This window comes from Methylobacterium sp. NMS14P, assembly GCF_028583545.1.
Lineage (GTDB): Bacteria > Pseudomonadota > Alphaproteobacteria > Rhizobiales > Beijerinckiaceae > Methylobacterium.
In genome coordinates this window covers 180,388-206,976 of record NZ_CP087107.1, presented here as the reverse complement: position 1 = coordinate 206,976, position 26,589 = coordinate 180,388, and the positions used below count along the sequence as shown (strand labels likewise).

The following is a 26,589-nucleotide window of genomic DNA, read 5'->3' as shown; positions in this document are numbered from 1 at the left end:
CGCCGCCAAACCCGATGTCTGGATCCGCGAGCTCCTCTGCGGAGGATGAGTAGGGCGGCCTACGCCTCACCGCGCACCAGGGCCGCCGCGAGAGCGTTGTGGCGGGCGGCCAGCGCCCCGGTGTCGAGGGTCGTCAGGCGACCCTCGCGGACCACGATCCGCCCGTTGATGACGCTCCAGGCCACCGTCTGCGGCGCGCAGAAGGTGAGGGCCGCGACGGGGTCGTGCAGTGCCCCCGCCATGGCGAGGCCGCGCAGGTCGAAGGCGACGATGTCGGCCGCCATGCCGGGGGCCAGCGCGCCGATATCGTCCCGGTTCAGCACCTTCGCGCCGCCGAGCGTGGCGATCTCCAGCGCCTCGCGCGCATTCATGGCCGCCGGCCCGAAGCCGACGCGGGCGAGCAGCATGGCCTGCCGCGCCTCGCCCAGCATGTGCGACCCGTCGTTGGAGGCCGAGCCGTCGACGCCGAGCCCGACCGGCACGCCCTCGCACCGCATCTGCCGGATGGGCGCGATGCCCGAGGCGAGGCGCATGTTGGAGCAGGGGCAGTGCGCCACCCCGGTCCCGGTCCGGCCGAACAGCGCGATGCCGGCTTGGTCGAGCTTGACGCAGTGGGCGTGCCACACGTCGGGGCCCGTCCAGCCGAGGTCGGCGGCGTACTCCGCCGGCGTCATCCCGAATTTTTCCAGGCTGTAGCGGACGTCGTCGTCGTTCTCCGCGAGGTGGGTGTGGAGCGAGACGCCGTAGTGCCGGGCCAGCTCGGCGGCATCGCGCATCAGGCCGCGGCTGACCGAGAACGGTGAGCAGGGCGCCACCACGATCCGGCGCATGGCGAAGCGCTCCGGATCGTGCCAGCGCTCGATCAGACGGCGCGTGTCGTCGAGGATCGCCGTCTCGTCCTCGACGACCGAGTCCGGCGGGAGTCCGCCCGCGCTCTCCCCGACGCTCATCGCGCCGCGGGCGGCGTGGAAGCGCATGCCGATCGCCTCGGCGCCCTCGATGGAATCGTCGAGCCGGCAGCCGTTCGGGTAGATGTAGAGGTGGTCGCTCGACGTGGTGCAGCCCGAGAGGATCAGCTCCGCCATCGCGGTCTGCGTCGAGACGCGGACCATCTCCGGCGTGAGCCGGGTCCAGATGGGATAGAGCGCCTTCAGCCAGCCGAACAGCTCGGCGTCCTGCGCGGCCGGCACCGCGCGGGTCAGCGTCTGGTACATGTGGTGGTGGGTGTTCACGAGGCCCGGCAGCACCGCGTGGCCGCGCATGTCGAGGACGGTATCGGCCCGCTGCGGCACCTCAGCGGCGGGGCCGACGGCGACGATGCGGTTGTCCTCCACGTAGACCGCGCCGCCGGGGATCTCCCGGCGCTGCGCGTCCATCGTCACCAGGATGTCGGCGTTCGTCAGCAGCAGGGAGGTCATCGCGTCTCTCCGGGTGCGCCCTGGAGGCCGCGCCGGATGGGCCGCGCCGCCTCCCCACGGCCAGATGCCGCCCTCTGGCAGCAGGAACGCCGTGCCGGGCGCACCGTCTCGGGGCCGTCAGCGGGCCGCAGCATACGGCAGCCGTCACCGGCCACCTTGGCGATTTTTCGCAAACTGCTTCCGAAATCCCGGCATGGCGTTCGCGGCCAGCCATGCAAGGTTTGAGAGCCAGCCAAGTCGGCAGCGCATGACCCCGGAGCGGCCGCCGAGAGCCCGCTCCCCCGCCCCCGGGCGTGCCGTCACGGCCCGCCCTGCGACTGGCCCCACACCCGCTCCTGGCGGCCCGGACCCGGAAGAGGTCCGGCCACCGCTGCCGGGTCCCTGACGACACCATCACGGGACGACGCCTCGACAGGTCCCGGCTGGCGGAGGACACGCCCGTGACGTCTCACGACAGGACAACGCGCGAGGTGGACGCGGTCGACGCGATCCCGCCCCTTCCCAAGCTCCTCGCCTACGGCATGCAGCACGTGCTCGTGATGAGCGCGGGGGCCGTCGCGCCGCCGCTCATCCTCGGCGCGGCGATGAACCTGCCGACCGAGACGGTCGCCTACCTGATCAACTGCGACCTGCTGGTGACGGGCCTCGCGATCCTGATCCAGTCCCTCGGCCTGGGGATCTTCGGCATCCGCCTGCCGGTCATCATGGGCGTCAGCTTCGCGGCGGTCGGCCCGATGGTGGCGATGGCGCAGGACCCGACGATCGGCCTGCCAGGCATCTTCGGCGCGACCATCGGGGCGGGCCTGTTCGGCCTGCTGCTCCGGCCGTTCTTCTCCAGGCTCGCGAGCTTCTTCCCACCCCTCGTGACCGGCACGGTCATCCTGATCATCGGCGTCACGCTGCTGCCGGTCGGGATCAACTGGGCGGGCGGCGGCTTCGGGGCCCCCGATTTCGGCGCCCCGGTCCATCTCGGCGTCGCCGCCTTCGTGCTGGCGGTGATCCTGGTGGTCAGCCGCTTCGCCACCGGCTTCGTCGCCAACGTCGCCGTGCTGATCGGCCTCATCGCGGGCCTGTGCCTCGCCTGGCCGCTCGGCCTGTTCCGCCTCGACGGGCTGGCCGAGCGCCCGCTGCTCGCCCTCGTCACGCCGTTCCACTTCGGCTGGCCGACCTTCCACCTGACGGCCGTGGCGGCGATGTGCATCGTCATGATGGTCACGCTGGTCGAGTCGACCGGCATGTTCCTGGCTGTGGGCGACATCGTCGGGCGCCCGGTGGACAAGCGGACCCTGACCCGCGGCCTGATGGCGGACTCGCTCTCGACGCTGATCGCGGGCTGCCTCAACACCTTCCCGCACACCTCGTTCTCCCAGAACGTCGGCCTCGTGAACATGACGCGGGTGCGCAGCCGCTACGTCACGGTCGCGGCGGGCTTCATCATCCTGGGCGTCAGCCTCCTGCCCAAGGTCGCCTTCGCGGTGGCGTCGATCCCGCCCGCGGTGCTCGGCGGCGCCGGCATCGTGATCTTCGGGATGGTCGCGGCGGCGGGCCTCAAGATCGTGGGCGGCGCCGATCTCGGGGATCGCCGGAACCAGATCGTCGTCGCGGTCAGCATCGGCCTGAGCCTGATCCCGATGGCGGCGCCGAAGCTCTTCGCCGCCACGGCGCCGGACTGGGCCGGGCCGATCCTGCACAGCGGGATCACCCTCGGCGCGATCGGCGCGATCGTCCTCAACCTGCTGCTGAACTCGGACCGTCTCGGTGCCGGGGCCGAGCACCGCGTCGCCGACGCGGAGCCCGCCTTCCCGCACGCGGCCGCACTCGACCGGGCCTGAGGGGACACGCCATGAGGAAAGACGCCGTGTCGGCCGAGACCATCAAGGCGCTCTCGCGGCGCCACTTCCTGAAGGCCGGCGCGGCGGCGGGCGTCGCCGTGAAGGTCTCCTTCCTGGCGCCCCCGGCCCGGGCGCAGCTCGCCGAGACCGGCCTGTCCGCCGGCTCCCCGTGGGCCGCGCCGGGCCGGCCCCGCTACCGCCTCGACGCCGTCGCCAAGGTCACGGGCGCCAAGACCTTCTCCCGCGACTACCGGGCCCGCGACCTCGCCGGCTGGCCCGCCGGCCAAGCCCACGCCTTCCTCGTCGCGGCGACCCGCGCCGACCGCCGCTTCACCGGCCTCGACCTGTCGCGGCTCCCGGCCTCCCTGCGGCCGGACCGGATCGTCCGGCACGAGGACCTGGTGGCGGACGGGGTCTCGGTCCCGCACCCCGACTTCTTCGGCGACTGGTTCCTCGTGCCGCGGGGCGAGACGCCGCGCCTGCTCGGGCAGCCGGTGGCGATCCTGATCTACGCCGACTTCCCGCGCTTCGCCGCGGCCAAGCGCACCCTGCGCTTCGCCGACGACGTCGTGCAGTACGGCGCCGAGACCGGTCCCAGGCCGCCGGCCCATTACGGCGCCTCGCGCTGGGTGCGGATCGAGGGCGACGCGCCGGACGCGCCCGACCGGTTCTCGCCGTTCGAGCAGTCCCCGATCTTCGCCGGCTTCTCCGGCGACGAACCCGCCTGGCCGAAGGCCGGCGAGGACGGCCCCTTCGCCAGGGGCATGGCGGCGGCGGCCGCCATCGCGGCCGAGATCGACGGCGCCGGCGCGGACGCCCTGGTGATGCGGCGGACCTACCGGTCGCAGTCGACGGACGCCTCGGCCATGGAGGCCGACAACGGCAACGTCTGGTACGATCCGGACACCGGCACGCTGCGCCTGATGATGGCGACGCAGTCGCCCTACGACGTGGCCGAGGCCGCCGCCGCGCTGGTCTCGAAGTCCCGGTTCCCGCTCAGGGAGGTCGATCTCAAGGTCGGCTACACGGTCGGGTACGGGACGAAGGACCACCACATCTTCCCGTTCCTCTGCGTCGTGGCCGCGCTCTACGCGGGCGGGCGGCCGGTGCGCCTCGCCAACGACCGGTTCGAGCAGTTCCAGAACGGGCTGAAGCGCCACGCCTTCCGCATGGACAACGTCCTGCTGGTGGACCGGGCCAGCGGCCGGTTCCGGGCCATGACCGGGCGCTTCGCCTGCGACGGCGGCGGGCGCCCCAACTACTCCGTCGCGGTCTCCTTCGTCGGCGCCACCGCGGCGCAGTCGATCTACTACCTGCCGAAGAGCGACTTCCAGGCGATCGCCCTGGCCTCGCGGGCCGTGGAGGCCGGATCGACCCGGGGCTTCGGCACGCTCCAGACGATGTCGGCCACCGAGATGATGGTCGACGAGGCGGCGGCGCTTCTGGACATCGACGCGATCGAGCTGCGCCTGCGCAACGTGCTCCGCTCGGGCCAGCGCAACAGCCAGGGCGCGGTCCCGGCCGGGGCGCTGCGCAACGCGGAGATCCTGACGAAGGCCGCCGCGCACCCGCTCTGGCGGGACCGGGCGGCGCGCAAGGCCGCCTACGAGGCCGCCCATCCCGGCCGCCGCTACGGCGTCGGCTTCGCGCAGGTGCACAAGGATTACGGCACGGGCGCCGAGGCGGCGGTCGCGTCGCTGGAGCTCGACCCGCGGGGCCGCCTGAGCCTGCGCCACGTCGCCCACGAGATGGGCCCGGGCGTCACCACCTCGCAGGCGGTCATGGTGGCCGAGATCCTCGGCCGGGTGCCTTCGGAGACCGCGTTCGGCGTGGTGCGCTGGCCCGAGATGCCCCTCGAGACCTCCGACCAGCCCTACACGACGCCCCAGGAAGAGGAGGACCGCCGGGCGCAGAACCCCCGCTGGACCCCGCGCTTCACCTCGCCGATGAGCGCGACCAACTCCGCCTACTACCTCGGCCACGCCACCCGGACGGCCGCGCGGTTCCTCGTCGACCACGCCGTCTGGCCCGCCGCCCGCGCGCTCTGGGCGCGGGGCGGCGGCGGCGGGGCGCTGGCCTCCTACCACGTGGTCGCCCGCGATGAGCTGCGGCTGGTGGACGGGCAAGTGCTGGGCGGCGGCCTGCCGCCGCTGTCGCTGGAGCAGGTCGCCGCCGAGGCGCACCGGCTCGGGCTGCCGGTGGGCGTGACCCTCCACACCTTCAACCGCTGGCAATGGGCCGAGGCCGAGTTCGACCTGCCCGGAACGGGCCGGACGCGCCTGCCGATCGACGCCCTGTCGGTGCGCTACGGCGCCGGGGCCCCACCCGAGCGCCGCGCCCTGATGGCGAATGCGGGCTGGCACTTCGTGCCCCGGGCGGCGGTCTTCTACCCGCCGACCCAGCGCAACAATGTCGGCACGACCTACTATTCGCCGATGGCCACCCTGGCGGAGGTCGCGGTCGACACCGCCAGCGGCGACGTGACGATCCTGTCCCACCACTCGATCCTCGAGTGCGGCCGCCAGATCGTGCCCGAGCTGGTCTCCGGCCAGGTGCAGGGCGGCCTCGCCATGGGGATCGGCCACGCCCTCAAGGAGGTGCTGCCCCTCTACGAGGACGGCCCCGGCGACGGCACGTGGAACTGGAACCGCTACGAGCTGCCCCGCGCCCGCGACGTGGCCCCGTGGAACCAGACGGTGGAGATCCTGCCGCCGCTCTCCGAGACCGACCCGCCCAAGGGCATCGCCGAGGTCGTGATGATCGCCGTCGTCCCGGCGCTGGCCAACGCCGTCGCGCACGCGATCGGCCACCGCTTCCACGAACTCCCCATCCGGCCCGAGCGCATCCGCGAGGCACTGGCATGAGCGCCGCCATCGAGATCAAGGACCTCTCGCTCCGCGTGAACGGCGCGGCCGTCGGTCCGATCCCCGTCCCCGTTGGCACGAGCCTGCTCGACGTCCTGCACGAGTGGCTGGGCCTCACCGGCAGCCGCATGGGCTGCGGGCAGGGCATCTGCCACGCCTGCACGGTGATGCTGGAGGAGGCGGCCGGCCCGCGGGAGATGCGCGCCTGCATCACCGGCGCGCACTGGTTCGAGGGGCGGAGCATCCGCACCGTCGAGGGCCATGCCCGCACCGCGCCGGACGGCACCGTCGTGCTCTCGCCGGTCCAGCAGGCGTTCATCGAGAACTTCGCGTTCCAGTGCGGCTACTGCACGCCGGGCTTCGTCACCGGGGCGAGCGTGCTGATCGAGCGCCTGCGCCGCGAGCCGATCCGCCGCGACGAGGTCGAGCGGGTCGTCACCGAGGCCCTCGACCGCCACATCTGCCGCTGCACCGGCTACGTCCGCTACCATCAGGCGGTGCGCGACCTCGTGCTGGCGACCCCCGGTCTGGTGACCGCCTGAGGCGCGCCATGCGGATCCCGTCCCTCACCACCCCCGCGCGGCGCGTCGGCGCCGGGCTCGCGGCCGCCCTCGCGGTGGCCGTCTCGGCGGCCGGCCTCGTCGCCTCCGGCGCCCTGGAGCGCAGCGTCGTCGCGCGCGACGTCGAGACCCCGCTGAGCGCGGAGGCCATGCGCGGCCTCGCCCCCCGCGGCGCCAAGGTCGCCGCCGCGGCCGACTGCTTCGCCTGCCACACGGCCCGGGGCGGCGCCCCCTGGGCGGGGGGACTGCCCCTGGAGACGCCCTTCGGCACGATCCACGCCACCAACATCTCGCCGAGCCCGCAGGGCATCGGCGGCTGGAGCCGCGCCGACTTCCACCGGGCCCTGCGCGACGGGATCGCGCCGGGCGGCCGCCACCTCTACCCGGCGATGCCCTACACGTCGTATCGCGGCCTCGCGCCGGAGGATGTCGACGCCCTCTACGCCTACCTGATGACCCGCGCGCCGGTCGCGGTGGAGAACCGGGCCAACACCCTCGCCTTCCCGTTCGACCAGCGCTGGACCCTGGCGGCCTGGAACCTCCTGAGCCTGCCGGCCACGGTCGCCGCGCCCGATCCGGGCCGCTCCCCCCTGTGGAACCGGGGCCGCTACGTCGCCGACGCCCTCGGCCATTGCGGCGAGTGCCACACGCCGCGCACCGTGATCCAGGCCATGCGCCCGGACGCCGTCTATCGCGGCGCCACGATCGAGGGCGTCGAGGCGCCCGACATCACGCCGACGGGCCTCGCGCGGATGGGCTTCACCCCGCACGGCCTGCGCGACTTCATGCGCACGGGCCTCTCGGCCCAGGGCGGCGCGACGCACCAGATGTTCGACGTCGTGCATTTCTCGACGCAGCACATGGACGAGGCCGACCTCGCGGCGCTCTCGGCCTACCTGTTCGACCGCGACGCCCTGCCGGCCGAGCCCGAGATGCCGGTCGCCGCCACCCCCGCGGCGATCCCCGCGGCGGTCGCGGCCCGGGGACGGGCCAGCTACGCCGGCCTCTGCGCCGGCTGCCACGGCGGGGCGGGGGAGGGGATCCCCCACGTCTCCGTGCCGCTGCGGACGAACACCGCGATGCGGGTCGCGGGCGCGGGCGGTCTCCTGCGGGCGATCCTCGTCGGGCTCCCGGCGCAGCGCTTCCCGGGCAACGAGCGGATGGAGGCCATGCCGCCCTTCGCCGCCCTGATCGACGACGCGGCGCTCGCCGACCTCGCGACCTGGATGCGGGCCGAATGGGGCGGGCAGGGTCAGGCGGTCACGCCGGACGAGGTCGCGCGCCAGCGCGCGGGTTTGCGGGCCGACGCTTCGAACTGAAGGCGGCCGGGAGGAGGGGGCGGACATGACCATGGCTTGTCGGATCGCGGCCGCGCTGCTGCCGCTCGGGATGACGTGCGCGGCGGGGGCGCAGGACCTCGGGACGGCCTCCTCGGCGCCGGTGGCGCCCGAGGCCACGACGGTGGTGGAGGACGGCCCGTTCTTCCTCTTCGCCGACACCCAGATCAGCTACCGCTACCAGTTCCCCACCGTCTCGCCGGGCGTCCAGATCCAGCGCCCCGACGGCAGCTTCGTCTCCCGCGCGGCGCCCAAGCACATCCTGAACATCTCCCACGCCGATGCCTGGGCCTACGGGACGAACTTCTTCTCCCTCGACATCCTCAAGTCCGGGTCCCAGTTCCCGGCCGGCACCACCAACGCGCCGGGCTCCGTCGCCGCCCCGTTCTTCGCCGATTACGGCAACACCGAAGCCTACGGACTGTATCGCGGCACGCTGAGCCTCAACGCGCTCACGGGCACGAAGGCCTTCACCGTTCCCGGCCTCGTCAAGGAGGTGTCCCTCGCCTTCGGCTTCGACGCCAACGCCCAGAACGACGCCTTCGGCTCGAAGAAGCGCGACGTCGTCGGCGGCCTGAACTTCGCCTTCGACGTGCCGGCGGGCTTTCTCAACCTCTCCGTGCAAGCCTACAAGGAGTGGAACCGGAACGGGTTCAATCTCCAGCCGGACCGCGACCAGAGCTTCGACACGGTTCCGGAATTCGAGCTGGTCTACAACTTTCCCCTGACCTTCACGGGGCTGCCGCTCAGCCTCGTCGGCTTCAACAACATCGTGCTGCCGAAGGGGCGGGGCGTGAGCAACCCGGCCGCCTTCGCCTTCAACCCGCCCCGCGGGCTCGAATTCCTGTCGCGCACCAACCTCGTGCTCGATCTCGGCAAGCTCGTCTACGATCAACCCAACCGCGTCGATGTCTTCGTCGGGTTCCAGTACTGGCACAACAAGTTCGGAAACGTCGAGACCGCGACCTTCAAGGGCACCGAGGAGAAGAGCTTCCTCGCCGGCGTCGCGTTCCACGTCTTCTGATGCCGTTTCGGTCGATCAGATCGGTTCCGCCGTCTCTGCGAGCGGAGCGAAGCGATCCGGCCGGCACCACGTTCCCCGATGTCCCGCAGCCCCGGGTTGCTTCGCTGCGCTCGCAATGACGGAGCGGGCTGCACCGACCGGCGCGTAACGCCGCGGGGGATGATCGGGTCGGACGCCGAGTTCAAATTGTCGGGACAGTCCGTTGACAGTTCCGAACCGCTCCTGACGATCCCCGCCCATGATTTCTCTGGAGAGCATCCGCATCTTCCTGCGCTCGGCGGAGACGGGGAGCTTCTCGGCCGCCGGCCGCTCGCTGCGGCTGTCACCGTCGGTGGTGAGCTACCGGATCCAGACCCTGGAGGAGCATCTCGGCTGCCTGCTGCTGACCCGGACGACGCGGCGCATGAGCCTCACGGAGGCCGGCCGGATCTTCTACGACCGCTGCCTCGACATCACCGCGGCGGTCGAGCAGGCGGAGAAGAGCGTCGAGACCGCGGGCGCGGTGCCCCGCGGGGTGCTGAAGGTGACGGCGCCGCTCGGTCTCGGCCGCCGGGTCGTCGCGCCGCTCGTGCCGCGCTTCCGCGCCCGCCACGGCGAGACCGATGTCCGGCTGCGCCTGTCGGAGCACCTCCTCGACCTCGTGCAGGAGGCGGTCGACGTCGCGGTCCGCCTGTCGCAGATGCGCGATTCCACCTTCACCCTGCGGAAGGTCGCGGAGATCGAGCGGGTCCTGTGCGCGGCGCCGGCCTACCTGGCCGAGCACCCCGCGCCCGCCGAGCCGGCGGACCTGCTGCAGCACGCTTGCCTGCTGCTGCGCTATCCCGGCTCCGAGCAGTTCCGCTGGACCCTGGTCGACGGCCAGGAGACCGTGACCCTGCCGGTCTCGGGGCACATCGACGCCGACGACGGCGACACGCTCACCGCCTGGGCGCTCGCCGGCGAGGGCATCGTCCTGAAGCCGCTGTTCGAGGTCGCGGCGCACCTCGCCGAGGGGCGGCTCGTCCCGGTCCTGGAGCACACCCCGCCGACCAGCGTGACGCTCGGCCTGCTCTACCCGTCCCGCAAGATGCTGTCGGCCCGGACCAAGACCTTCGTCGACATGACGCACGAGGCGCTGCGCCAGCACGTGGGCGAGCAGCTCGCCCTGGTCGGCGGCCGGGCGGCCTGACGCCGGCGCGTCAGGCCGCGACGAGGGCCTCCAGGCGCAGGGCGGCGATCCGTCCGACCTGCCGCAGGGCCTCGTCGCGCTCGACCTCCGGCGGGTTGCCGAGCCGCTGCTCCAGCCGGGCGAGGATCGCGTCGCGGTCGAGGCCCCGGACGGCGATGATGAACGGGAATCCGAAGCGCTCGGCGTAGGCGCGGTTGAGGTCCCGCAGCCGCGCCACCTCCGGGGAGGGGCCGCCCAGCAGGCCGCTTCCCGCCTGCTCGCGGCTGGAATGCGCGGTGAGCTCGCCGCGCTGGGCGGCCCGCCCGGCGAGTTCGGGATGCGCCCGCAGGAGGGCGAGCTGGCGGACCCGGTCGGCGCCGGCCACCGTCGCCTCCATCGCCGCGTGCAGGTCCGCGCGCGCCGCGAAGGGCCCGCGGTCGAAGGCCGCCTCGGGGACCCAGGGGGAATGCTCGTAGACCTCGGCGAGGAGATCCACGAAGGCGTCGCGCGCGAGCGCGTTGAGCGCGGCGATGGTGATCACGGACCTGTCCTCTCCGGGGTCGGTCCCGCCGCCGGGGCGCCGGGAGGATGGTGGGCCGCCCAGTGCCGGGCGATGTCGATCCGCCGGGTCACCCAGACGTCGGGATGGGCCAGGACGTGGTCGAGGAACCGCGCGAGGGCCGGCAGGCGGGCGGGACGCCCGACGAGGCGGCAATGCAGCCCGATCGACAGCATCTTCGGGGCGCTCGCCCCCTCCTCGTAGAGGCAGTCGAAGGCGTCGCGCAGGTGCGCGAAGAACTGGTCGCCCGACGGGAAGCCGCCGGGGATCGAGAAGCGCATGTCGTTGGTGTCGAGGGTGTAGGGCACCACGAGGTGGTCCCGGCCGGCGACGCGGACCCAGTAGGGCAGGTCGTCGGCGTAGCTGTCCGAATCGTAGAGGAAGCCGCCCTGCTCGACCACGAGCCGCCGGGTGTTCGGGCTGTCGCGGCCGGTGTACCAGCCGAGCGGCGTCTCGCCGGTCAGGCTCCGGATCGTCTCGACCGCGCGGGCGAGGTGCTCCCGCTCGACCGCCTCCGGAACGTCCTGGTAGGGCAGCCAGCGCCAGCCGTGGCCGGCAATCTCGTGGCCGTCGCGGAGAAAGGCCTCCACGGCGGCCGGATTGCGGGCGAGCGCCTGCGCGACGCCGAAGACCGTGAGGGGCACGCCGCGCTCGCGGAACAGGCGCAGGATCCGCCAGACGCCCGCGCGCGCGCCGTACTCGTAGAGGCTCTCCATGCTCATGTGCCGCGCGGGGAAGGGCGTGGCCCCGGCGATCTCGGAGAGGAAGATCTCGGCGTGGGGGTCGCCGTCGAGGACGGAGCGCTCGCCGCCCTCCTCGTAGTTCAGCACGAACTGGACGGCGACGCGGGCGCCGCCGGGCCAGCGGGCGTCGGGCGGCGCCTCGCCGTAGCCGACGAAGTCGCGCGGCGGGCCGTCTGTATCCGGTGCGGTCACGGGCGGGATCCTGCGTTGGCGCGGAAGGGGTCCGACGGTTATCGCGCGTCGAGCCAGCGGGCGAGCGCCTCGCGCTCCTCGGGCTGCATGTCGGTGATGTTGTTCGGCGGCATCGCGTGGGTCAGGACGGCCTGCAGGCGGATGGCCGGCGCGAAGCGCGCGACGTGCTCGGGGCTGTCGAGGAGCACGCCCTTGGGTGGGCTCGTCATGCCCGGCCACAGGGGCTCGGCGGCGTGGCACATGGCGCAGCGCGTCCCGACCACGGCCATCACGGCGTCGTCGACCGCGGGGCCCTCGAGCGCGCCCGTCCCGGCTGCCGCGAGGCTGATCGCCGGGGCCGGGGCCGAGGTCGGGGCCGGCTCGGCGGTGGCCGACAGGCCGATCCGCTCGCGGGCGCCCGGCGAGGAGGCGACGCTGATCGCGACCGCCGCGGCCACGCAGGCCGTCGCGACGCCCCAGGTCCACCAGCGGTCGCCCCCGCCGGCGTTGCGCACGTTGAAGTAGTGGCGGACGACGCCGCCCGCGATCACCACGAGGCCGACGATGGTCCAGCTGTAGGGCGAGGACCACGCCATCGGGTAGTGGCCGGACAGCATGAAGAACAGCACCGGCAGCGTCAGGTAGTTGTTGTGGGACGAGCGGTTCTTCGCCTGCTTGCCCCAGGCGGGGTTCGGGACCCGGCCCGCGACCAGCTCGGCGATCGCCTTGCGCTGGTTGGGCATGATGACGAGGAAGACGTTGCCGGTCATCCAGGTCGCGATCACCGCGCCGGTGTGCAGCATCGCGGCCCGGCCGGAGAAGACCTGCTGGAAGCCGTACGCGAAGGCGACCACGGTGAGGAACACGGCGGCCGCGAGCAGCGGCGGCCGGTTGGCCAGGGGCGAGCGGTTGAGCCCGTCATAGATCAGCCAGCCGAGGGCGAGGGCGCCGAGGCCGATGGCCGCCCCGGTCATCGGCGTGATCACGCGGACCGCCGGATCGATCAGGTAGAGGTCGGCCTGACCGTAATAGACCCAGCACAGCAGCGAGAAGCCCGACAGCCAGGTCGCGTAGGATTGCCACTTGTGCCAGATCAGGTGCTCCGGCATCCGGTCGGGCGCGACGAGATACTTGCGCACCTGGTAGAAGCCGCCGCCGTGCACCTCCCAGGCCTCGCCGCCCTTGCCGGTCGGGATTGCCGGAATGGCGCGCAAGCTGGCGTCGAGATGCATGAAGTAGAACGACGCGCCGATCCAGGCGATCGCCGCGACGACATGGGTCCATCGAATGAGGAACCCGCCCCATTCGTGCAGGATCGGATACATGGGACGGATCCTCCGCGATCTGTCACGGGGCCGGGTTCGGCCTCGATCGCGGCTCGTGGTTCGGCCCGAGCCGCTGCCCCGGGTGTGCCCGGAACCGAGGCCGGCAGCGACCCGCCCCGGCGCCAAGGACCTTCAAAATCGTTCGGAAAATGCCGGGCGCTTTCCGGGTTGTCCGAGCCCCTGCCCCGTGCTCCTCTCGCCCGTCTCCTTCAGCCCGACAGACCTTCGCCCGCAGCGGGCCGCAGGCGCGGGCCTCTCCGTCCGGGAGGACGCCGATGGGCCATCTTTCGACACACGTCCTCGACACGGCCGCGGGCAAGCCGGCGGCCGGGGTCACCGTCGAGCTCCGGCGCCTCGCCGAGGACGGCACCGGGGAGACCGTCGCGTCGGCCACGACCGACGGCGACGGGCGGACCGACGGGCCTCTGCTTGCGGGCGACGCCCTGACGCCCGGGACCTACGAGCTCGTCTTCGCCGTCGGCGCCTACTTCGCCGGGACGGGTGCCGGCGCCCAGCGACCGTTCCTCGACCGCGTGCCGGTGCGCTTCTGCGTCTCGGACCCGGACGCCAAGTATCACGTCCCGCTGCTCATCACGCCGTGGAGCTACTCGACCTACCGCGGAAGCTGAGATTGCGGCCCCGGCCGGGATCGGCCGGCCCGTGCGGGACGTCGTCGGAGCGCCGGAACTCAGCTTTCCGGACGCGCCCCGGCGGCTCGACCGGTCGCCTCCCGGGGCGAATGGCCGAACAGCGCCTTGTAGGCCCGGCTGAACGCCGCCTCCGACTCGTATCCGACGCGCAGACCGATCTCGCCGACGCGCGCGTCGCCCGCGGCGAGCATGTCCCGCGCGAGGTTCAGGCGCCACTCGTTCTGGTAGCGCAGGGGTGAGCGACCGACGAGCGCGTTGAACCGCTCGCAGAAGCTCGACCGCGACATGCCGGCGACGTCCGACAGGGCCTCCACGCTCCAGCGCTGCAGCGGCCTCTCGTGCATGACCTTGAGGGCACGGGCGATGCGGGGATCGGCCAGGCCGGCCAGCCACCCCGACGTCCGGCCGAGATGAACCCAGGTCCGCAGCGTGCGTATGACCGCGAGGTCGATGATGCGCGAGATCATCAGGGCCGCGCCGGGTTCGGCGTCGGTCGTCTCGACCAGCAGGAAGTGCACGAGGCCGTCGAGCCATCCGGCGCCCTCCTCGCGCCGGATGCAGATCTGCCGCGGCAGGAGCGCGATCATGCTGCGGAGACTGTAGGGATCGAACCAGAACCGGCAGACGACGACGTCCGCACCCTCGAAGGCGACCAATCGCCCGGCTCCGAGGCCGTGGGGCAGGAACAGCAGGTCGCCGGCACCGAGAGCGAGAGGCTCCCCATCGCCTTCGAGGCGGAGGGCGCCCGCGACCACCACGAGGACGTGGCCTGCGCCGGCATCCAGATCCAGGCGCTCGCCCGGCGCGACCGGCCGGGACTCGACGCGGTCCCCGGTGAGGCGGATCTGCGCGAGCACGTGGGACAGCAGGTCACCGGACGCGGCGCTGCGCGGCCCGCCCTCCGGAAGATCGGTCAAGTTTTCCAGCGTTTCCGACATGGCTGGCGCCGGCTCCCGATCCTAAACGTGGGCCCATCGAAGCGCGTATTCGCTCGGCGCATCCGGATCTACGAAGCTATAAATCGGCATCTATCGTGTCCATCTGCCTTGTTCACGAATAGATCCGGTCCGTCGAGCCGCGCTCAGTACACGAAGGAGCCGACGATGAGAACCGACCCGCAGCGCGATCGCGGTCCTGCCTTGCCCTGGCTCAGCGCCTACTACTTCGTGCGTGCCGGGGTCGCTGCCGGCTGGGTGGCGGCCGCGCTCGCCTTCGGCAGAAGCATGCCGGCCGTCGCCGCGGCGCTCCTGGTCGCCTATCCCGCCTGGGACGCGCTCGCCAACCTGGCCGACGCGCGGCGCAACGGCGGCCTCGCGGACAATCCCAGTCAGGCCCTCAACGCGGCGATCAGCGCGGTGACCGCGATCGCGGTCGCCGTCGCACTCGGATGGGGCCCGAACGCGGTGCTCGCTGTGTTCGGCGCCTGGGCCATCCTCGCGGGCCTGTTCCAGCTTCTCACCGGCGCGCGCCGCTGGAGGGCCGGTGCCCAGTGGGCCATGGTCCTGAGCGGCGCCCAATCGGCGCTCGCCGGAGGCTTCTTCATCAAGCAGGCGGCCGGCGCCGCGGTGCCCGGGATCGTGGATGTCGCGCCCTATGCGGCGTTCGGCGCCTTCTATTTCCTCGTCTCGGCGGCTTGGCTGACGGTGACGCTCATGCGGGACGCGTCGCGGGCGCGCGCCGCCTAGGCGACGGTGCGGCCGAGCGCGCCCGACCCCGATCATCTGTTCGGCCCGTCCGGACACCGCGCCGAGGGACCGGGGACGGACGGCCGTCGCCCCTGAGAGAGCGTCGGACCAGCCGCACCACCGTCCCGTCCGACTGCCGTCGGACCAGCTGAGGCCATGTTCCATGGGCGAGCGATCGAGCGCGAAGCCGCGAAAGAGTCCGTTCGAGGCCTACCTGCACGTCCTGCAAGCACTGATCCTGCGCGACATGCGCACCCGCTTCGGCGCGTCGATGTGGGGCTACGGGGTCGTCGTCCTCTGGCCGTGCGTCCACGTCTTCGTGCTGATCACGATCTACACGGTTCAGAAGCTGGCCGCGCCGCTCGGCGACGACAGGGCCTTGTTCTTCGCGACAGGCGCCGTTCCAGTCCTCGTCTTCCAGTACATCTCGCGCGAAGTCATGAAGTCTGTGATCACCAATCGGCCCCTGACCTACTACCCGCAGGTGAGGCTGTTCGATCTGGTGTTCTCCCGCGTGCTCGTCGAGATCGTGACCGGCTTCCTGGCCCTGCTGGTCGTGAGCGCCGTGCTGGTCGCCCTCGGCACGAACCCGATCCCGGCGGACCCGCTGACGGCGGTGTGCGGCTATCTCGCCGCGATCACGCTCGGGATCGGGATCGGAACGATCAACGTGGCGATCATCGGCGTCTTCCCCGGGTGGCTGATCGGCTACGCCCTGTTCAGCATCATCCTGTACGTCTCCAGCGGCGTCCTCTTCCTGCCGAGCTACCTGCCGGAGAGGCTGTATCACTGGGCCAAGTTCAATCCGGCCCTGCAACTGGCCGAATGGATGCGGTCGGCCTACTACCCGGCCGCCGGACTTCAGGTCGACCACCTCTACGTCGTCATGTTCGGCCTGACGGCGGCGAGTGTCGGCCTGTGCCTCGTCGTGCGTGGCGGCGGACGGTTGCAGGGCTGAGCGGGGACGCGCCGCCGGAGCCCGTCCTCGCACGTCGCGCGGCTCCGATGCTGGCCGGCGGACCACCGCCCGGCGCCGCGGTCGGGACCGGTGAGGGTCCGGCCCGTCCCGCGCGGCCGCGACGGCCGCGGACCGGCATGGCCGCCCAGAAGATGCCGGTTCGGGCCGCCCGACTCAGACGGCGCCGCGTCGCCCGGACCGTCGACGGACTCGCTTTTGCTAGGCGCTCCCGAGAACGGATCCGGACGGGGGGAGGAGCGGCCGACATGCGCGTCATTCATCGCATCCTGGGCAGTCGGCAGGACACCGAGATGGCGCATCGCCTGCACCATCTGGCGCATCACGGCGCGGTGGACGTGCTCGTCGTGTCGAGCACCGACGTCGCCCGGCGGCGGATCCGCGCGACCACGCAGTCCGGCGAGGAGATCGCCCTCGCCCTGCCGCGGGACGAGCCGCTCTTCGACGGGGCCGTGCTGGTGCTGGAGGCGGATCGCGCCCTCGTCGCCCGGGTCGGCACCGAGCGCTGGCTCCGCCTCGTCCCGGCGAGCCAGGTCGCCGCCCTCGAACTCGGCTACCACGCCGGTAACCTCCACTGGCGCGTGCGCTTCGCCGACGGAGCCATCCTGGTGGCCCTGGACGGGCCGGCCGACGCGTACCTCGTCCGCCTCGGCGCCCTCGTCACCGACCGGCAGGTGACCCACACCATCCTCGACGAGGCGGCGCCGTGCTGAGCCGGCTCCTGTCCCTCCAGCAGGCCGACACCGCGTTCCCGAGCGGGAGCTTCGCCTTCTCCAACGGGATCGAGGGGCTCATCGCGAGCGATCCGGCCTTCGACACGGAGAGCCTGATCCGGACGCTCACGGCCCTGGTGCGCTTCCGCTGGGCGGAGAGCGACCGCGTCGCCCTGATCCTCGCCCATCGCGCCGGCCCCGATCCGGTCCCGCTCGGCCGCATCGACGCCGCCGTGGAGGCGGCCGCGCTCGTCGAGGCGATGCGCACGGGCAGCCGGCGCAACGGCGCCTCCCTGCTGACCACGCACGCGCGGCTCGCGACACCGGGTGCCGCGGATCTCCGCGCCGCCATCCGGTCCGGGCTCATGCTGGGGCACCTCGCCACCGTGCAGGGTGCCCTGTGGCGCGCGCTCGACCTGTCGGAACCGGAGGCGGCGGCCATCGCCGGCTATCAGCTCGTCTCCGGCCTCGTCTCGGCCACGGTCCGGCTCGGTCAGGTCGGCGCCATCCAGGGCCAGCAGGCCCTCCAGGCAGTGCTGCCGCTCGTCGCCGAGATCGCCGAGCGGCCGGTATCGGACGACCCCGAGGGCGCGATCGTCCTCACGGGCTTCACGCCGCTGATCGAGGTCGCCGCGATGCGGCACGCGCGCGCCGACCTGCGCCTGTTCGCCAATTAGGGAGCGCGCGATGCTGCTCACGCCCACCGAGCTGGAACGTCTCACGATCTTCACCGCGGCAGAGCTCGCCCGCAAGCGCCGGGCCCGCGGCCTCAAGCTCAACTACCCGGAGGCTGTGGCCCTCATCACCGACGAGATCCTGGAGGGCGCGCGCGACGGGCGCAGCGTCGCCGACCTCATCGGCTGGGGCTCCACGATCCTGTCGACCGGGGACGTGATGCCGGGCATCGCCGCCATGCTGCCGATCCTGCAGGTCGAGGGCGTCTTCCCGGACGGGACCAAGCTCGTCACGGTCCACGAGCCGATCCGCGCCCGCGCCGGCGCCCCGGCCGACACCCTCGAGCCCGGCGCGATCCTGCCGGCCGACGGCGCGATCGAGCTCGCCGCGGGCCGCCCGCGGGTCACCCTCGACGTCGTCAACACCGGCGACCGCCCGGTCCAGATCGGCTCGCACTACCACTTCTTCGAGGTGAACCGGGCGCTCGACTTCGACCGGGCGGCGGCCCTGGGACACCGCCTCGACATCCCGGCCGGGACGGCGATCCGCTTCGAGCCGGGCCAGCGCAAGACCGTGACGCTGGTCGGCTTCGGCGGCGCCCGGGAGCTGACCGGGCTCAACGACCTGACGCAGGGGACCCTGCCCGACGACGCGGCGCGGGCGGCGGCGCTCGCCCGCGCCAGGGCCCGCGGCTTCAAGGGCGCCTGAGGAGAACGCCATGGTGACGATCCCGCGCCGCGACTACGCCGCCCTCTACGGGCCGACCACCGGGGACGGGGTGCGGCTCGCCGACACCTCCCTGGTGGCGGTCGTCGAGCACGACCACGCCGTCTACGGGGACGAGTGCCTGCACGGCGGCGGCAAGACCCTGCGCGACGGGATCGGGATGGCGCCCGGGGTGACCGCCGCGCAGGGGGCGCTCGACTTCCTCCTCTGCAATGTCGTGGTGATCGACCCCGTCCTCGGCATCCGGAAGGGCGATCTCGGCATCAAGGACGGGCGGATCGTGGCGCTCGGCAAGGCCGGCAACCCGGCGATCATGGACGGCGTCGACCCGCGCCTGATCGTGTCGGCCGGGACGACGGTGCGGGACTGCGAGGGCCTGATCGCCACGCCCGGGGCCATCGACGTGCACGTGCACTTCGACTCCGCCGGCCTGCCGGACCACGCGATCGCGTCCGGCGTCACGACCCTGCTCGGCGGCTCGCTGGGGCCGATCACGGTCGGCATCGATTCCGGCGGCCCGTTCAACACCGGCCGGATGCTCCAGGCCGCCGAGGCCTGGCCGGTCAATTTCGGCTTCCTCGGGCGCGGCAACACCCACCGGCCGGCCGCCCTGAAGGAGCAGCTCGAGACCGGCGTCCTCGGCCTCAAGATCCACGAGGACTGGGGCGCGATGCCGGCCGCGATCGACGCCTGCCTGGGCTTCGCCGACGCCTACGACTTCCAGGTCCAGCTCCACACCGACACGCTGAACGAGTCGGGCTTCGTGGAGGACACGCTGGCGGCGATCGGCGGCCGCACCATCCACATGTACCACACGGAGGGGGCCGGGGGCGGCCACGCGCCGGACATCATCCGGGTCGCCGGACTGCCGCACTGCCTGCCGTCGTCGACGAACCCGACCAACCCCTACACGGTCAACACCTTCGACGAGCACCTCGACATGACGATGGTGTGCCACCACCTGAACCCGGCCCTGCCGGAGGACGTGGCCTTCGCGGAGAGCCGCATCCGCGCCCAGACCATCGCGGCCGAGGACGTGCTCCACGACATCGGGGCGATCGCGATGCTCGGCTCCGACAGCCAGGGCATGGGCCGGATCCACGAGGTCATCTGCCGGACGTGGCAGCTCGCCTCGAAGATGAAGGACCAGCGCGGCCCGCTCCCCGAGGAGAGGCCGGGCTTCGGCGACAATGCCCGGATCAAGCGCTACATCGCCAAGTACACGATCAACGCGGCGCGCACCTTCGGCATCCAGGACCATATCGGCTCGCTGGAGCCCGGCAAGATGGCCGACATCGTCGTCTGGCGGCCGGCCTTCTTCGGGATCAAGCCGGAGCTCGTGATCAAGGGCGGCTTCATCGCCTGGGGCGCGATGGGCGATTCCGCCGCCTCGCTCATGACCTGCGAGCCGGTGCTGATGCGCCCGCAATGGGGCGCCTTCGGGCGCGCCAAGCAGGCGCTCTCGGCCTGCTTCGTCCACCCCCTGGCGATCGAGGCCGATCTCGGCGGCCGGCTCGGCCTCCGCAAGGCGCTCCTGCCCGCCCGCGGGACCCGCACCCTGACGAAGGCCGACATGCTCTGGAACGACGCCTGCCCGGAGATCCGCGTCGACCCGCAGACCTTCGACGTCTTCGTCGACGGCGTGCTCGCCACCTGCGAGCCGGCCCGGACCCTGCCGCTCGCCCAGCGCTACATGCTGCGCTGAGCGGCGCCGAACCCCGACACCCCTCTCACGGCCCAGCTCCCCATGACCGACGTGACTCCCGCGAGCGCCGCCCGGATCGGGATCGGCGGCCCGGTCGGATCCGGCAAGACCGCGCTGATCGAGCGGCTGATCCCCGTGCTGCAGGCGCGCGGCGTCGATCTCGCGGTGATCACGAACGATCTCGTCACCAAGGAGGATGCCGAGCGGCTGCGCCGCTCCGGGCTGATCGATCCGAGCCGCGTCGAGGCGGTGGAGGCCGGGGCCTGCCCGCACACGGTGATCCGGGAGGACCCGACCCTCAACATCGCCGCGGGCGACGCGCTGGAGGCGCGCTTCCCGGGCCTGCAGCTGCTCGTCTTCGAATCCGGCGGCGACAATCTCGCCTCGACCTTCTCCCTCGACCTCGTGGACTGGTGGATCTTCGTGATCGACGTGGCCGGCGGCGACGACATCCCGCGCAAGCGCGGCCCGGGCGTGCTGCGCTGCGACCTCCTCGTGATCAACAAGATCGACCTCGCGCCGCATGTCGGCGTCGACCTCGACGGGATGCTCGCGGAGGCCGCGCGGGTCCGGGGCGGCAAGCCGGTCATCGCCACGAACGCGCGCGCGGGCCTCGGCATCGACCAGGTGGCGGATGCCATCGGCCGGGCCGTGCTGTTCACGCCCTAGCCGTGCCCGACGACGTCCAGACCGGCCGCCGCGCGACGGCCCGCCTCGGCTTCGTGCGCGGCGGCGGCACCAGCGTGCTCGCCGACCAGCACGTGCCGTACCCGTTCCACATCACGAAGCCGTTCCGCCTGTATCCGCAGCGGCCGGAGCTGATCACCCTGTACCTGCAGTCGGCCTCCGGCGGCCTCTACCGCGGCGACCGTCTCGGCCTCGACATCGCGATGGGCCCGGGGTCGGAGGCGCACGTCACCACTCAGGCCGCCACGGTCGTGCATCGCAGCGCCGATCAGCCGGCCCGCCAGGACACGCGGATCCGCGTCGGCGCGGACGCCTTCCTGCACTGCGTGCCCGATCCCCTGATCCTGTTCCCCGGCGCCGCCCTCTCCGCCTCGACCCAGATCACGCTCGAGCCCGGCGCCCGGGCCGTCGTGTCCGAGAGCATCGCCTGCCACGACCCGGAAGGCCGCGGCAGGCCGTTCGAGCAGGTCGAGCTCGGCCTCGGCATCGAGACGGCGGCGGGGGCAGTCCTGGTCCGCGAGCGGGCCCGCATCGCCGGCGCCGAGTTCCATGATCCGGCCTCGCCGCTCGGTCCGTGGCGGGCCTACGGCGCCCTCGTCATCCTCGGGCCGGCCCCGTGCCTGCCGGACCCCGGGGACGTCCAGGCCGCGGCCGACCGCACCGGCTGTCGGGCCGGACTCAGCCCGCTGCCGAACGCGGCCGGACTCGGCCTCCGGCTCCTGGCGCCCGACGGCGGCACCCTGGCGGCGGGGCTGGAGGCGGCCGCCGGCCGCGCCTTCGCGGCGCTGACCGGCCTCGCGCCGGCACGCCGCCGCAAATAGGAGGCCGGCGCTCGGGCAGGCCGCCGCCGATATGGGCAAGCTGCCGATGTTTTCATCTTGAGGAAATTTATTTTCTTTGGAAGAAATGTGCGCAAGGAGACGATCCCGTGCGTGACGGCTGATCCGGTGCGGATGGGGCGACCCACCTTCTCGAACGATCTGAAGGACCAGCCCGCCATGGCGACAGACGATCCCGCGCACTTCACCCTCCGCCGACGCCTGCTGCTCGGGCTGGCGGCGGCGCCGCTCGCGGCATCGCTGCCGCGCGTCGCGGCGGCCGCCGAGGCCGGCGCTCTGGCGGTGACCGACAGCGAGGTGACGGTCGGCATCCTGCACTCGATCACCGGCACCATGGCGATCTCCGAGACCGGGCCGAGCCAGGGCGAGAAGCTCGCGATCCAGCAGATCAACGAGGCCGGCGGCGTGCTCGGCCGCAAGATCAAGATCATCCAGGAGGACGGCGCGTCCGACTGGCCGACCTTCGCCGAGAAGGCCAAGAAGCTGCTGGTCAACGACCACTGCGCCGCCGTGTTCGGCTGCTTCACCTCGGCCTCGCGCAAGGCGGTGCTGCCGGTGTTCGAGCAGTACAACGGCCTTCTGTACTACCCGACCTTCTACGAGGGCCTGGAGCAGTCGAAGAACGTCTTCTACACGGGCCAGGAAGCCACGCAGCAGATCCTCGCCGGGCTCGACTGGGTCCACAAGGAGAAGGGCGGCGACAGCTTCTACTTCATCGGTTCGGACTACATCTGGCCGCGCACCTCCAACAAGATCGCCCGCCGGCACATCGAGACCGTGCTCAAGGGCAAGGTCGTCGGCGAGGAGTACTTCCCCCTCGGACACACGCAGTTCAACTCGGTGATCAACAAGATCAAGCTCACCAAGCCCAAGGTGATCTTCGCCACGATCGTGGGCGGCTCGAACGTGGCGTTCTACAAGCAGCTCAAGGCGGCCGGCATCGACCTGTCGAAGCAGGTGCTGATGACGCTGTCGGTCACCGAGGACGAGGTCGACGGCATCGGCGGCGAGAACATCGCCGGGGCCTACTCGTGCATGAAGTACTTCGAGTCGATCCAGAACGACAACAACAAGGCGTTCGTGGCCGCGTTCAAGAAGATGTGGGGCGAGAAGACCGTCATCGGCGACGTGACGCAGGCGGCCTATCTCGGCCCGTTCCTGTGGAAGATGGCCTGCGAGAAGGCCGGATCGTTCGACGTCGACAAGGTCGTGGCGGCCTCCCCGGGCCTCGAGTTCAAGGGGGCGCCGGAGGGCTACGTGAAGATCGACGGGAATCACCATCTCTGGTCGAAGACCCGGGTCGGCCGGGCCAAGACCGACGGCCAGTTCGAGATCGTCTACACCAGTCCCGAGCTGATCAAGCCCGACCCGTTCCCGAAAGGCTACCAGTGAGGCGCGCGACCGGGTGACCCGGCGAGAGCGGCGAGGCCGGGTCGGGCAGCGTTGCCGCGGGGCATCGCCCCCCGCGCGGAGGACGCGGCTCAGTCCGGTCGCGCGTCCGGCGCCGGGGACGCCGCGCCGCCGCGATGGGCGATCAGGTCGATCTCGACCAGGGCGTCGTAGGCGAGCCCCGTCGTGCCCACGCAGGTCCGGGCCGGCAGCCGGTCGGGCGGGAAGAAGGACTTGTAAGTGCTGTTGAAGGCGGCGTAGTCGCGCTTGAACTCCGTCAGGAACGCGCGCGCGACGACGACGTTCTCGAGGCCCAGACCGAGACCCGCCAGGACCGTTCCGAGATTGGCCATCACGTTGCGGGTCTGCGCCTCGATCCCGTCGGGCAGGACGCCGGGCCTGTCCGGGGTGTCGGGCATCTGGCCGGTGACGAAGACGAATCCGTCGACCTCGACCGCGTGGCTGAACGGGGCGACCGGCTGCGGCCCTCCGGAGACCATGTGAAACAGCATGGCTGACGAGGCTGAGTGAGGCTGCGGCACCGCGATCTCCCTTTCGACGGGCTCGACCTGCCCGATCACCCTGATCCAGGTCCGCGACCGTAGGGTCCCGCTCAGGCCCGGGCTAGTGTCGGACTCGGCGGCCGGATCCGAGCCGCCCCCGCGCATCCCGATCGCCCCAGACCCGATCGTGCCGGTCGGCGCGGATCGGACGGGTGCCATCGTCCGAAACGCGGTGGACGGCTTGCGGGGAGGGCGGTGATCTGGCCTGAGCCGGCGCCCGCCTTGGACGAGGCCTGCCGCACGCGAACGGCGAGCGATGGCGTAGCCCGTTCCTGGCCGGCGGCGAGGCTCAGAAGAAGCGTCGGATCTCCTCGGCGATCGCGTCGCCGTCCGTCTCGAGGGCGAAATGCCCGGTGTCGAGGAAGGTGACGCGCGCCTCCGGGATGTCGCGCCGGAACGCTTCGGCTCCGGGCGGGATGAAGAACGGGTCGTTGCGCCCCCAGACGGCGAGGAGTTTCGGGCGGCGCGCGCGGAAGAAGGCCTGGATCAGCGGGTAACGCTCGAGATTGCGCTTGTAGTCGAGCTTCAGCGTGACCTGACGGTCGGCATTGCCCGGCCGCGCCAGGATGGCCGCGTCGAGCGTGTACGCCTCGGGCTCGATGCGGGACGGGTCGGTCACCCCGTGGACATAGGCGGCCTTGACGCCGTCGAGGGTCATGCGGGCGCGGATCGCCTCGACGGCGGCCGCGTTCGGCGCGGCCCAGTAGGCCCGCAGCGGCGCCCAGGCCGCCTCGCCGAGCCCGTCCAGATAGGCGTTGCCGTTCTGGGACACGATGCCGGCGACGCGGTCGGGATGGGCGAGCGCGAGATCCCACCCGACCGGCGCCCCGTAATCGAACGTGTAGAGGATGTAGCGGTCGAGGCCGAGCGCGTCGACGAACGCCTCCATCGTGCGCGACAGCGACGCGAAGTCGTAGACGTAGGGGCGATCCTCCGGGACGTGCGTGAACCCGAAGGAGGGCAGGTCGGGCGCGATCAGGCGGAAGCGATCGGCCAGCTTCGGCATGAGGTGCCGGAAGTAGAAGGACGAATTGGCGAAGCCGTGCAGCAGCAGGAGGACAGGGGCGTCGGGGCGGCCGGCCTCCCGGTAGAAGACGTCCACGCCGTCGGCCCGGACGGTGCCGTGGCGGACCTCGCCGGCCCGCGCGGGGCCGGCCTCCGCCCGCGCGGCACCCACCCCGACGCCCGTCGCCAGCACACCGCCGGCGAGCAGATGCCGCCGCGTCGCGCCGGCAAATCCCCGCCCGGCCGCCTCGAATCCGTGCTCGTATCGCATCATGACGCGTCTCAGACTGGCGGGGCGGGATCCATCGGGATCGGCCGAACGGCGCGACCGTCGGTGGTAGCGGCGATGCGCCAGACCGGGCCGCGGCCTGGACGCGCGAACCCGACGGCGAGACCATGATGCAGGGACGCGGCGCGGATCAGAACAGGGTGTTGCTGCAATTCACCCTTCCGTGCCGTGAAACAATCGACGGACGTCGCGGCGAGGTATCCGCTTACGACAGACCGCCGATCCCCTCGAGGCCGGCGCGGATGCGCGGTATCGCGAAGTCGAGGAACGCCCGCACCTTGAGCGGGACCCGTCCGTGCCCGACATGGACGAGGCTGACCGGGATCGGATCGAGCTCGAACGGTCGCAGCACCAGCGCCTGCCGCCCCGCCGCGACGAGGGGGGCTGCCTGGTACGACAGAACCTGCGTGAGACCGACAACCGCGTGGCGCTGATCCTGACGGATTATCCCGGCCGGCAGCGGCTGAAGATCTACGCCGAGGCCGAGGTGAAGGCCCTCACCGACGATCCGGCCCTGACCGCGAGCCTCACGACCGCGCGGCAGGCCGGACGGCATCGTCGTCCTGCACCTTCGGGCCTTCGACTGGAACTGCCCGCAGCACATCACGCCGCGCTTCACCGAGGGCGAGATCGCCGCGGCGGTGAAGCCGTTACGGGACCGCCTGCAGGCGCTGGAGGCCGAGAACGCCGACCTGCGCCGGAGGCTCGATCAGGACCGCGCGGTTGCCGAACCGGCGGGAGCGGCCGCGGGCGGCTGACGCCGCCCCGACCCGCCGAACCGCTCGTCCCCGTCCGGGCCGGATCCCGGCGCCTGGCCCCCACCCGCACACCGAAGGATGCCGACCATGACCCAGATCGCGTACCGCACCGCCGACGTCGACGGCTTGGAGATCTTCTATCGCGAGGCCGGCGACCCGTCGAAGCCGACGCTCCTGCTGCTGCACGGCTTCCCGTCGTCCGGCCACATGTTCCGAGACCTGATCCCCCTCCTGGCGGACCGCTTCCACCTCGTCGCACCCGACCTGCCGGGCTTCGACCTCTCGGAGATCAAGCCGCGCGCCACCTTCACCTACAGCTTCGACGCGCTCGCGCAGGTCATCGGCCGCTTCACCGAGGTGATCGGGTTGAACACTTACGCGCTCTACGTCTTCGACTACGGCGCGCCCACCGGCTTCCGCGTGGCCACGGCGCATCCGGAGCGGGTCACGGCCATCGTCTCGCAGAACGGCAACGCCTACGCGGAGGGACTGAGCGAGGGCTGGAACCCGATCCAGCGCTACTGGCAGGACCCCAGCGACGCCAACCGGCAGGCGCTGCGCGCGCTGCTGACCCCGGCCTCGATCCGCTGGCAGTACGAGCACGGCGTGCCGGACACCGCGCTGGTCTCGCCGGACGGGAGTGCCCTCGACGCGTGGTACATCCAGCGGCCGGAAGTCGACGAGATCCAGCTCGACCTGTTCGGCAATTACGCCAGTAACGTTGCGCTGTATCCCGCCTTCCAGGCCTATTTCCGCGCGCAGCGGCCGAAATTGCTGGCGATCTGGGGCCGGAACGACCCGTTCTTCCTGCCAGCCGGAGCGGAGGCGTTCCGCCGCGACATCCCGGACGCGCAGGTGCACTTCCTCGACACGGGGCACTTCGCCCTGGAGACGCACGCCGCCGCCATCGCGGAGGCGATCGCGGGCTTCCTGAAGGCCTGAAGCGCCG

The 26,589-nt window shown here is 72.0% G+C and carries 25 protein-coding genes; 17 read left to right on the top strand and 8 right to left on the bottom strand.

Annotated elements, in window-relative coordinates; genetic code table 11:
- Positions 1 to 59: 59 nt before the first annotated feature.
- A complete protein-coding gene (locus LOK46_RS30790) occupies positions 60 to 1,418 on the bottom strand; it encodes an 8-oxoguanine deaminase (protein WP_273565137.1) in 1,359 nt (452 codons plus the stop codon).
- Positions 1,419 to 1,858: 440 nt separating this feature from the next.
- On the opposite strand from LOK46_RS30790, the gene LOK46_RS30785 reads away from it, so the two are divergent.
- The 6 genes from LOK46_RS30785 to LOK46_RS30760 all read left to right on the top strand — a co-directional run bounded on the left by LOK46_RS30785 (position 1,859) and on the right by LOK46_RS30760 (position 10,203).
- Positions 1,859 to 3,250, top strand: coding sequence for a nucleobase:cation symporter-2 family protein (locus tag LOK46_RS30785; protein ID WP_273565136.1), 1,392 nt, complete (start codon positions 1,859 to 1,861; stop codon positions 3,248 to 3,250).
- Between the two features lie 11 nt (positions 3,251 to 3,261).
- Positions 3,262 to 6,114 carry a xanthine dehydrogenase family protein molybdopterin-binding subunit gene (locus tag LOK46_RS30780; RefSeq protein WP_273565135.1) on the top strand — a complete coding sequence of 951 codons (2,853 nt, stop codon included), beginning with the start codon at positions 3,262 to 3,264 and terminating at the stop codon, positions 6,112 to 6,114.
- Positions 6,111 to 6,656, top strand: a complete 546-nt coding sequence (locus tag LOK46_RS30775; protein WP_012329913.1) for a (2Fe-2S)-binding protein — start codon at positions 6,111 to 6,113, stop codon at positions 6,654 to 6,656. Before LOK46_RS30780 ends, LOK46_RS30775 begins: the two co-directional genes overlap by 4 nt.
- A gap of 8 nt (positions 6,657 to 6,664) precedes the next feature.
- On the top strand, positions 6,665 to 7,993 hold the full coding sequence (locus LOK46_RS30770) for a c-type cytochrome (protein WP_273565134.1): 1,329 nt from the start codon (positions 6,665 to 6,667) through the stop codon (positions 7,991 to 7,993).
- A 25-nt stretch (positions 7,994 to 8,018) separates the two neighbouring features.
- The gene (locus tag LOK46_RS30765) at positions 8,019 to 9,035 is read left to right on the top strand and encodes a hypothetical protein (RefSeq protein ID WP_273565133.1); all 1,017 of its coding nucleotides are present in this window, start codon (positions 8,019 to 8,021) and stop codon (positions 9,033 to 9,035) included.
- Between the two features lie 238 nt (positions 9,036 to 9,273).
- On the top strand, positions 9,274 to 10,203 hold the full coding sequence (locus LOK46_RS30760) for a LysR family transcriptional regulator (RefSeq protein WP_273565132.1): 930 nt from the start codon (positions 9,274 to 9,276) through the stop codon (positions 10,201 to 10,203).
- Between the two features lie 10 nt (positions 10,204 to 10,213).
- Here LOK46_RS30760 and uraD read toward each other — a convergent pair whose 3' ends face one another.
- From uraD to LOK46_RS30745, 3 genes are read right to left on the bottom strand one after another with little or no spacing between them, the layout of a single operon-like run.
- Complete coding sequence (uraD, locus tag LOK46_RS30755; protein ID WP_273565131.1) at positions 10,214 to 10,723, bottom strand: 2-oxo-4-hydroxy-4-carboxy-5-ureidoimidazoline decarboxylase; 510 nt, start codon at positions 10,721 to 10,723, stop codon at positions 10,214 to 10,216.
- Complete coding sequence (gene puuE, locus LOK46_RS30750) at positions 10,720 to 11,676, bottom strand: allantoinase PuuE (RefSeq protein WP_273565130.1); 957 nt, start codon at positions 11,674 to 11,676, stop codon at positions 10,720 to 10,722. Before puuE ends, uraD begins: the two co-directional genes overlap by 4 nt.
- Positions 11,677 to 11,714: 38 nt before the next feature.
- On the bottom strand, positions 11,715 to 12,980 hold the full coding sequence (locus tag LOK46_RS30745; RefSeq protein ID WP_273565129.1) for a urate hydroxylase PuuD: 1,266 nt from the start codon (positions 12,978 to 12,980) through the stop codon (positions 11,715 to 11,717).
- Positions 12,981 to 13,255: 275 nt separating this feature from the next.
- Between LOK46_RS30745 and uraH the strand changes: the two genes are divergently transcribed.
- On the top strand, positions 13,256 to 13,609 hold the full coding sequence (uraH, locus tag LOK46_RS30740) for a hydroxyisourate hydrolase (protein ID WP_273565128.1): 354 nt from the start codon (positions 13,256 to 13,258) through the stop codon (positions 13,607 to 13,609).
- A 59-nt stretch (positions 13,610 to 13,668) separates the two neighbouring features.
- Here the strand turns inward: uraH and LOK46_RS30735 are convergent, their stop codons facing one another.
- Complete coding sequence (locus LOK46_RS30735) at positions 13,669 to 14,568, bottom strand: helix-turn-helix transcriptional regulator (protein ID WP_273565127.1); 900 nt, start codon at positions 14,566 to 14,568, stop codon at positions 13,669 to 13,671.
- 165 nt (positions 14,569 to 14,733) lie between these two features.
- On the opposite strand from LOK46_RS30735, the gene LOK46_RS30730 reads away from it, so the two are divergent.
- The 9 genes from LOK46_RS30730 to urtA all read left to right on the top strand — a co-directional run bounded on the left by LOK46_RS30730 (position 14,734) and on the right by urtA (position 23,028).
- Positions 14,734 to 15,315 (top strand): DUF308 domain-containing protein, encoded by a 582-nt coding sequence (locus LOK46_RS30730; protein WP_273565126.1) that lies wholly within the window; start codon positions 14,734 to 14,736, stop codon positions 15,313 to 15,315.
- Between the two features lie 163 nt (positions 15,316 to 15,478).
- Positions 15,479 to 16,273, top strand: coding sequence for an ABC transporter permease (locus LOK46_RS30725; protein WP_273565125.1), 795 nt, complete (start codon positions 15,479 to 15,481; stop codon positions 16,271 to 16,273).
- Between the two features lie 266 nt (positions 16,274 to 16,539).
- Positions 16,540 to 17,004, top strand: coding sequence for an urease accessory protein UreE (ureE, locus tag LOK46_RS30720; protein ID WP_273565124.1), 465 nt, complete (start codon positions 16,540 to 16,542; stop codon positions 17,002 to 17,004).
- Positions 16,998 to 17,681 (top strand): urease accessory protein UreF, encoded by a 684-nt coding sequence (locus tag LOK46_RS30715; protein WP_273565123.1) that lies wholly within the window; start codon positions 16,998 to 17,000, stop codon positions 17,679 to 17,681. The genes ureE and LOK46_RS30715 overlap by 7 nt, the downstream gene beginning before the upstream one ends.
- Positions 17,682 to 17,691: 10 nt before the next feature.
- On the top strand, positions 17,692 to 18,387 hold the full coding sequence (locus LOK46_RS30710; protein ID WP_273565122.1) for an urease subunit beta: 696 nt from the start codon (positions 17,692 to 17,694) through the stop codon (positions 18,385 to 18,387).
- Between the two features lie 10 nt (positions 18,388 to 18,397).
- Complete coding sequence (gene ureC, locus LOK46_RS30705) at positions 18,398 to 20,110, top strand: urease subunit alpha (protein WP_273565121.1); 1,713 nt, start codon at positions 18,398 to 18,400, stop codon at positions 20,108 to 20,110.
- A 42-nt stretch (positions 20,111 to 20,152) separates the two neighbouring features.
- Positions 20,153 to 20,779 (top strand): urease accessory protein UreG, encoded by a 627-nt coding sequence (gene ureG / locus LOK46_RS30700; RefSeq protein ID WP_273565120.1) that lies wholly within the window; start codon positions 20,153 to 20,155, stop codon positions 20,777 to 20,779.
- A gap of 2 nt (positions 20,780 to 20,781) precedes the next feature.
- Complete coding sequence (locus LOK46_RS30695) at positions 20,782 to 21,618, top strand: urease accessory protein UreD (protein WP_273565119.1); 837 nt, start codon at positions 20,782 to 20,784, stop codon at positions 21,616 to 21,618.
- Between the two features lie 177 nt (positions 21,619 to 21,795).
- A complete protein-coding gene (gene urtA, locus LOK46_RS30690; protein WP_273565219.1) occupies positions 21,796 to 23,028 on the top strand; it encodes an urea ABC transporter substrate-binding protein in 1,233 nt (410 codons plus the stop codon).
- A gap of 89 nt (positions 23,029 to 23,117) precedes the next feature.
- Here urtA and LOK46_RS30685 read toward each other — a convergent pair whose 3' ends face one another.
- The 3 genes from LOK46_RS30685 to LOK46_RS32885 form a co-directional block, all read right to left on the bottom strand.
- Complete coding sequence (locus tag LOK46_RS30685; protein ID WP_273565218.1) at positions 23,118 to 23,537, bottom strand: RidA family protein; 420 nt, start codon at positions 23,535 to 23,537, stop codon at positions 23,118 to 23,120.
- A 340-nt stretch (positions 23,538 to 23,877) separates the two neighbouring features.
- Positions 23,878 to 24,867, bottom strand: a complete 990-nt coding sequence (locus LOK46_RS30680) for an alpha/beta fold hydrolase (protein WP_273565118.1) — start codon at positions 24,865 to 24,867, stop codon at positions 23,878 to 23,880.
- 220 nt (positions 24,868 to 25,087) lie between these two features.
- Positions 25,088 to 25,438 (bottom strand): hypothetical protein, encoded by a 351-nt coding sequence (locus tag LOK46_RS32885; RefSeq protein ID WP_337251982.1) that lies wholly within the window; start codon positions 25,436 to 25,438, stop codon positions 25,088 to 25,090.
- Between the two features lie 289 nt (positions 25,439 to 25,727).
- Here LOK46_RS32885 and LOK46_RS30665 point away from each other — a divergent pair, with 289 nt between their 5' ends.
- Complete coding sequence (locus tag LOK46_RS30665) at positions 25,728 to 26,582, top strand: alpha/beta fold hydrolase (protein WP_273565117.1); 855 nt, start codon at positions 25,728 to 25,730, stop codon at positions 26,580 to 26,582.
- Positions 26,583 to 26,589: the final 7 nt, after the last annotated feature.

Excerpts from the sequence above, each read along its gene's own strand:
- LOK46_RS30790 (WP_273565137.1), bottom strand. The coding sequence starts at position 1,418 with ATGACCTCCCTGCTGCTGACGAACGCCGACATCCTGGTGACGATGGAC.
- LOK46_RS30780 (WP_273565135.1), top strand. The coding sequence starts at position 3,262 with ATGAGGAAAGACGCCGTGTCGGCCGAGACCATCAAGGCGCTCTCGCGG.
- LOK46_RS30775 (WP_012329913.1), top strand. The coding sequence starts at position 6,111 with ATGAGCGCCGCCATCGAGATCAAGGACCTCTCGCTCCGCGTGAACGGC.
- LOK46_RS30770 (WP_273565134.1), top strand. The coding sequence starts at position 6,665 with ATGCGGATCCCGTCCCTCACCACCCCCGCGCGGCGCGTCGGCGCCGGG.
- LOK46_RS30765 (WP_273565133.1), top strand. The coding sequence starts at position 8,019 with ATGACCATGGCTTGTCGGATCGCGGCCGCGCTGCTGCCGCTCGGGATG.
- LOK46_RS30760 (WP_273565132.1), top strand. The coding sequence starts at position 9,274 with ATGATTTCTCTGGAGAGCATCCGCATCTTCCTGCGCTCGGCGGAGACG.
- LOK46_RS30745 (WP_273565129.1), bottom strand. The coding sequence starts at position 12,980 with ATGTATCCGATCCTGCACGAATGGGGCGGGTTCCTCATTCGATGGACC.
- uraH (WP_273565128.1), top strand. The coding sequence starts at position 13,256 with ATGGGCCATCTTTCGACACACGTCCTCGACACGGCCGCGGGCAAGCCG.
- LOK46_RS30735 (WP_273565127.1), bottom strand. The coding sequence starts at position 14,568 with ATGTCGGAAACGCTGGAAAACTTGACCGATCTTCCGGAGGGCGGGCCG.
- LOK46_RS30730 (WP_273565126.1), top strand. The coding sequence starts at position 14,734 with ATGAGAACCGACCCGCAGCGCGATCGCGGTCCTGCCTTGCCCTGGCTC.
- LOK46_RS30725 (WP_273565125.1), top strand. The coding sequence starts at position 15,479 with ATGGGCGAGCGATCGAGCGCGAAGCCGCGAAAGAGTCCGTTCGAGGCC.
- ureE (WP_273565124.1), top strand. The coding sequence starts at position 16,540 with ATGCGCGTCATTCATCGCATCCTGGGCAGTCGGCAGGACACCGAGATG.
- LOK46_RS30710 (WP_273565122.1), top strand. The coding sequence starts at position 17,692 with ATGCTGCTCACGCCCACCGAGCTGGAACGTCTCACGATCTTCACCGCG.
- ureC (WP_273565121.1), top strand. The coding sequence starts at position 18,398 with ATGGTGACGATCCCGCGCCGCGACTACGCCGCCCTCTACGGGCCGACC.
- ureG (WP_273565120.1), top strand. The coding sequence starts at position 20,153 with ATGACCGACGTGACTCCCGCGAGCGCCGCCCGGATCGGGATCGGCGGC.
- urtA (WP_273565219.1), top strand. The coding sequence starts at position 21,796 with ATGGCGACAGACGATCCCGCGCACTTCACCCTCCGCCGACGCCTGCTG.
- LOK46_RS30685 (WP_273565218.1), bottom strand. The coding sequence starts at position 23,537 with ATGCTGTTTCACATGGTCTCCGGAGGGCCGCAGCCGGTCGCCCCGTTC.
- LOK46_RS30680 (WP_273565118.1), bottom strand. The coding sequence starts at position 24,867 with ATGATGCGATACGAGCACGGATTCGAGGCGGCCGGGCGGGGATTTGCC.
- LOK46_RS32885 (WP_337251982.1), bottom strand. The coding sequence starts at position 25,438 with ATGCCGTCCGGCCTGCCGCGCGGTCGTGAGGCTCGCGGTCAGGGCCGG.
- LOK46_RS30665 (WP_273565117.1), top strand. The coding sequence starts at position 25,728 with ATGACCCAGATCGCGTACCGCACCGCCGACGTCGACGGCTTGGAGATC.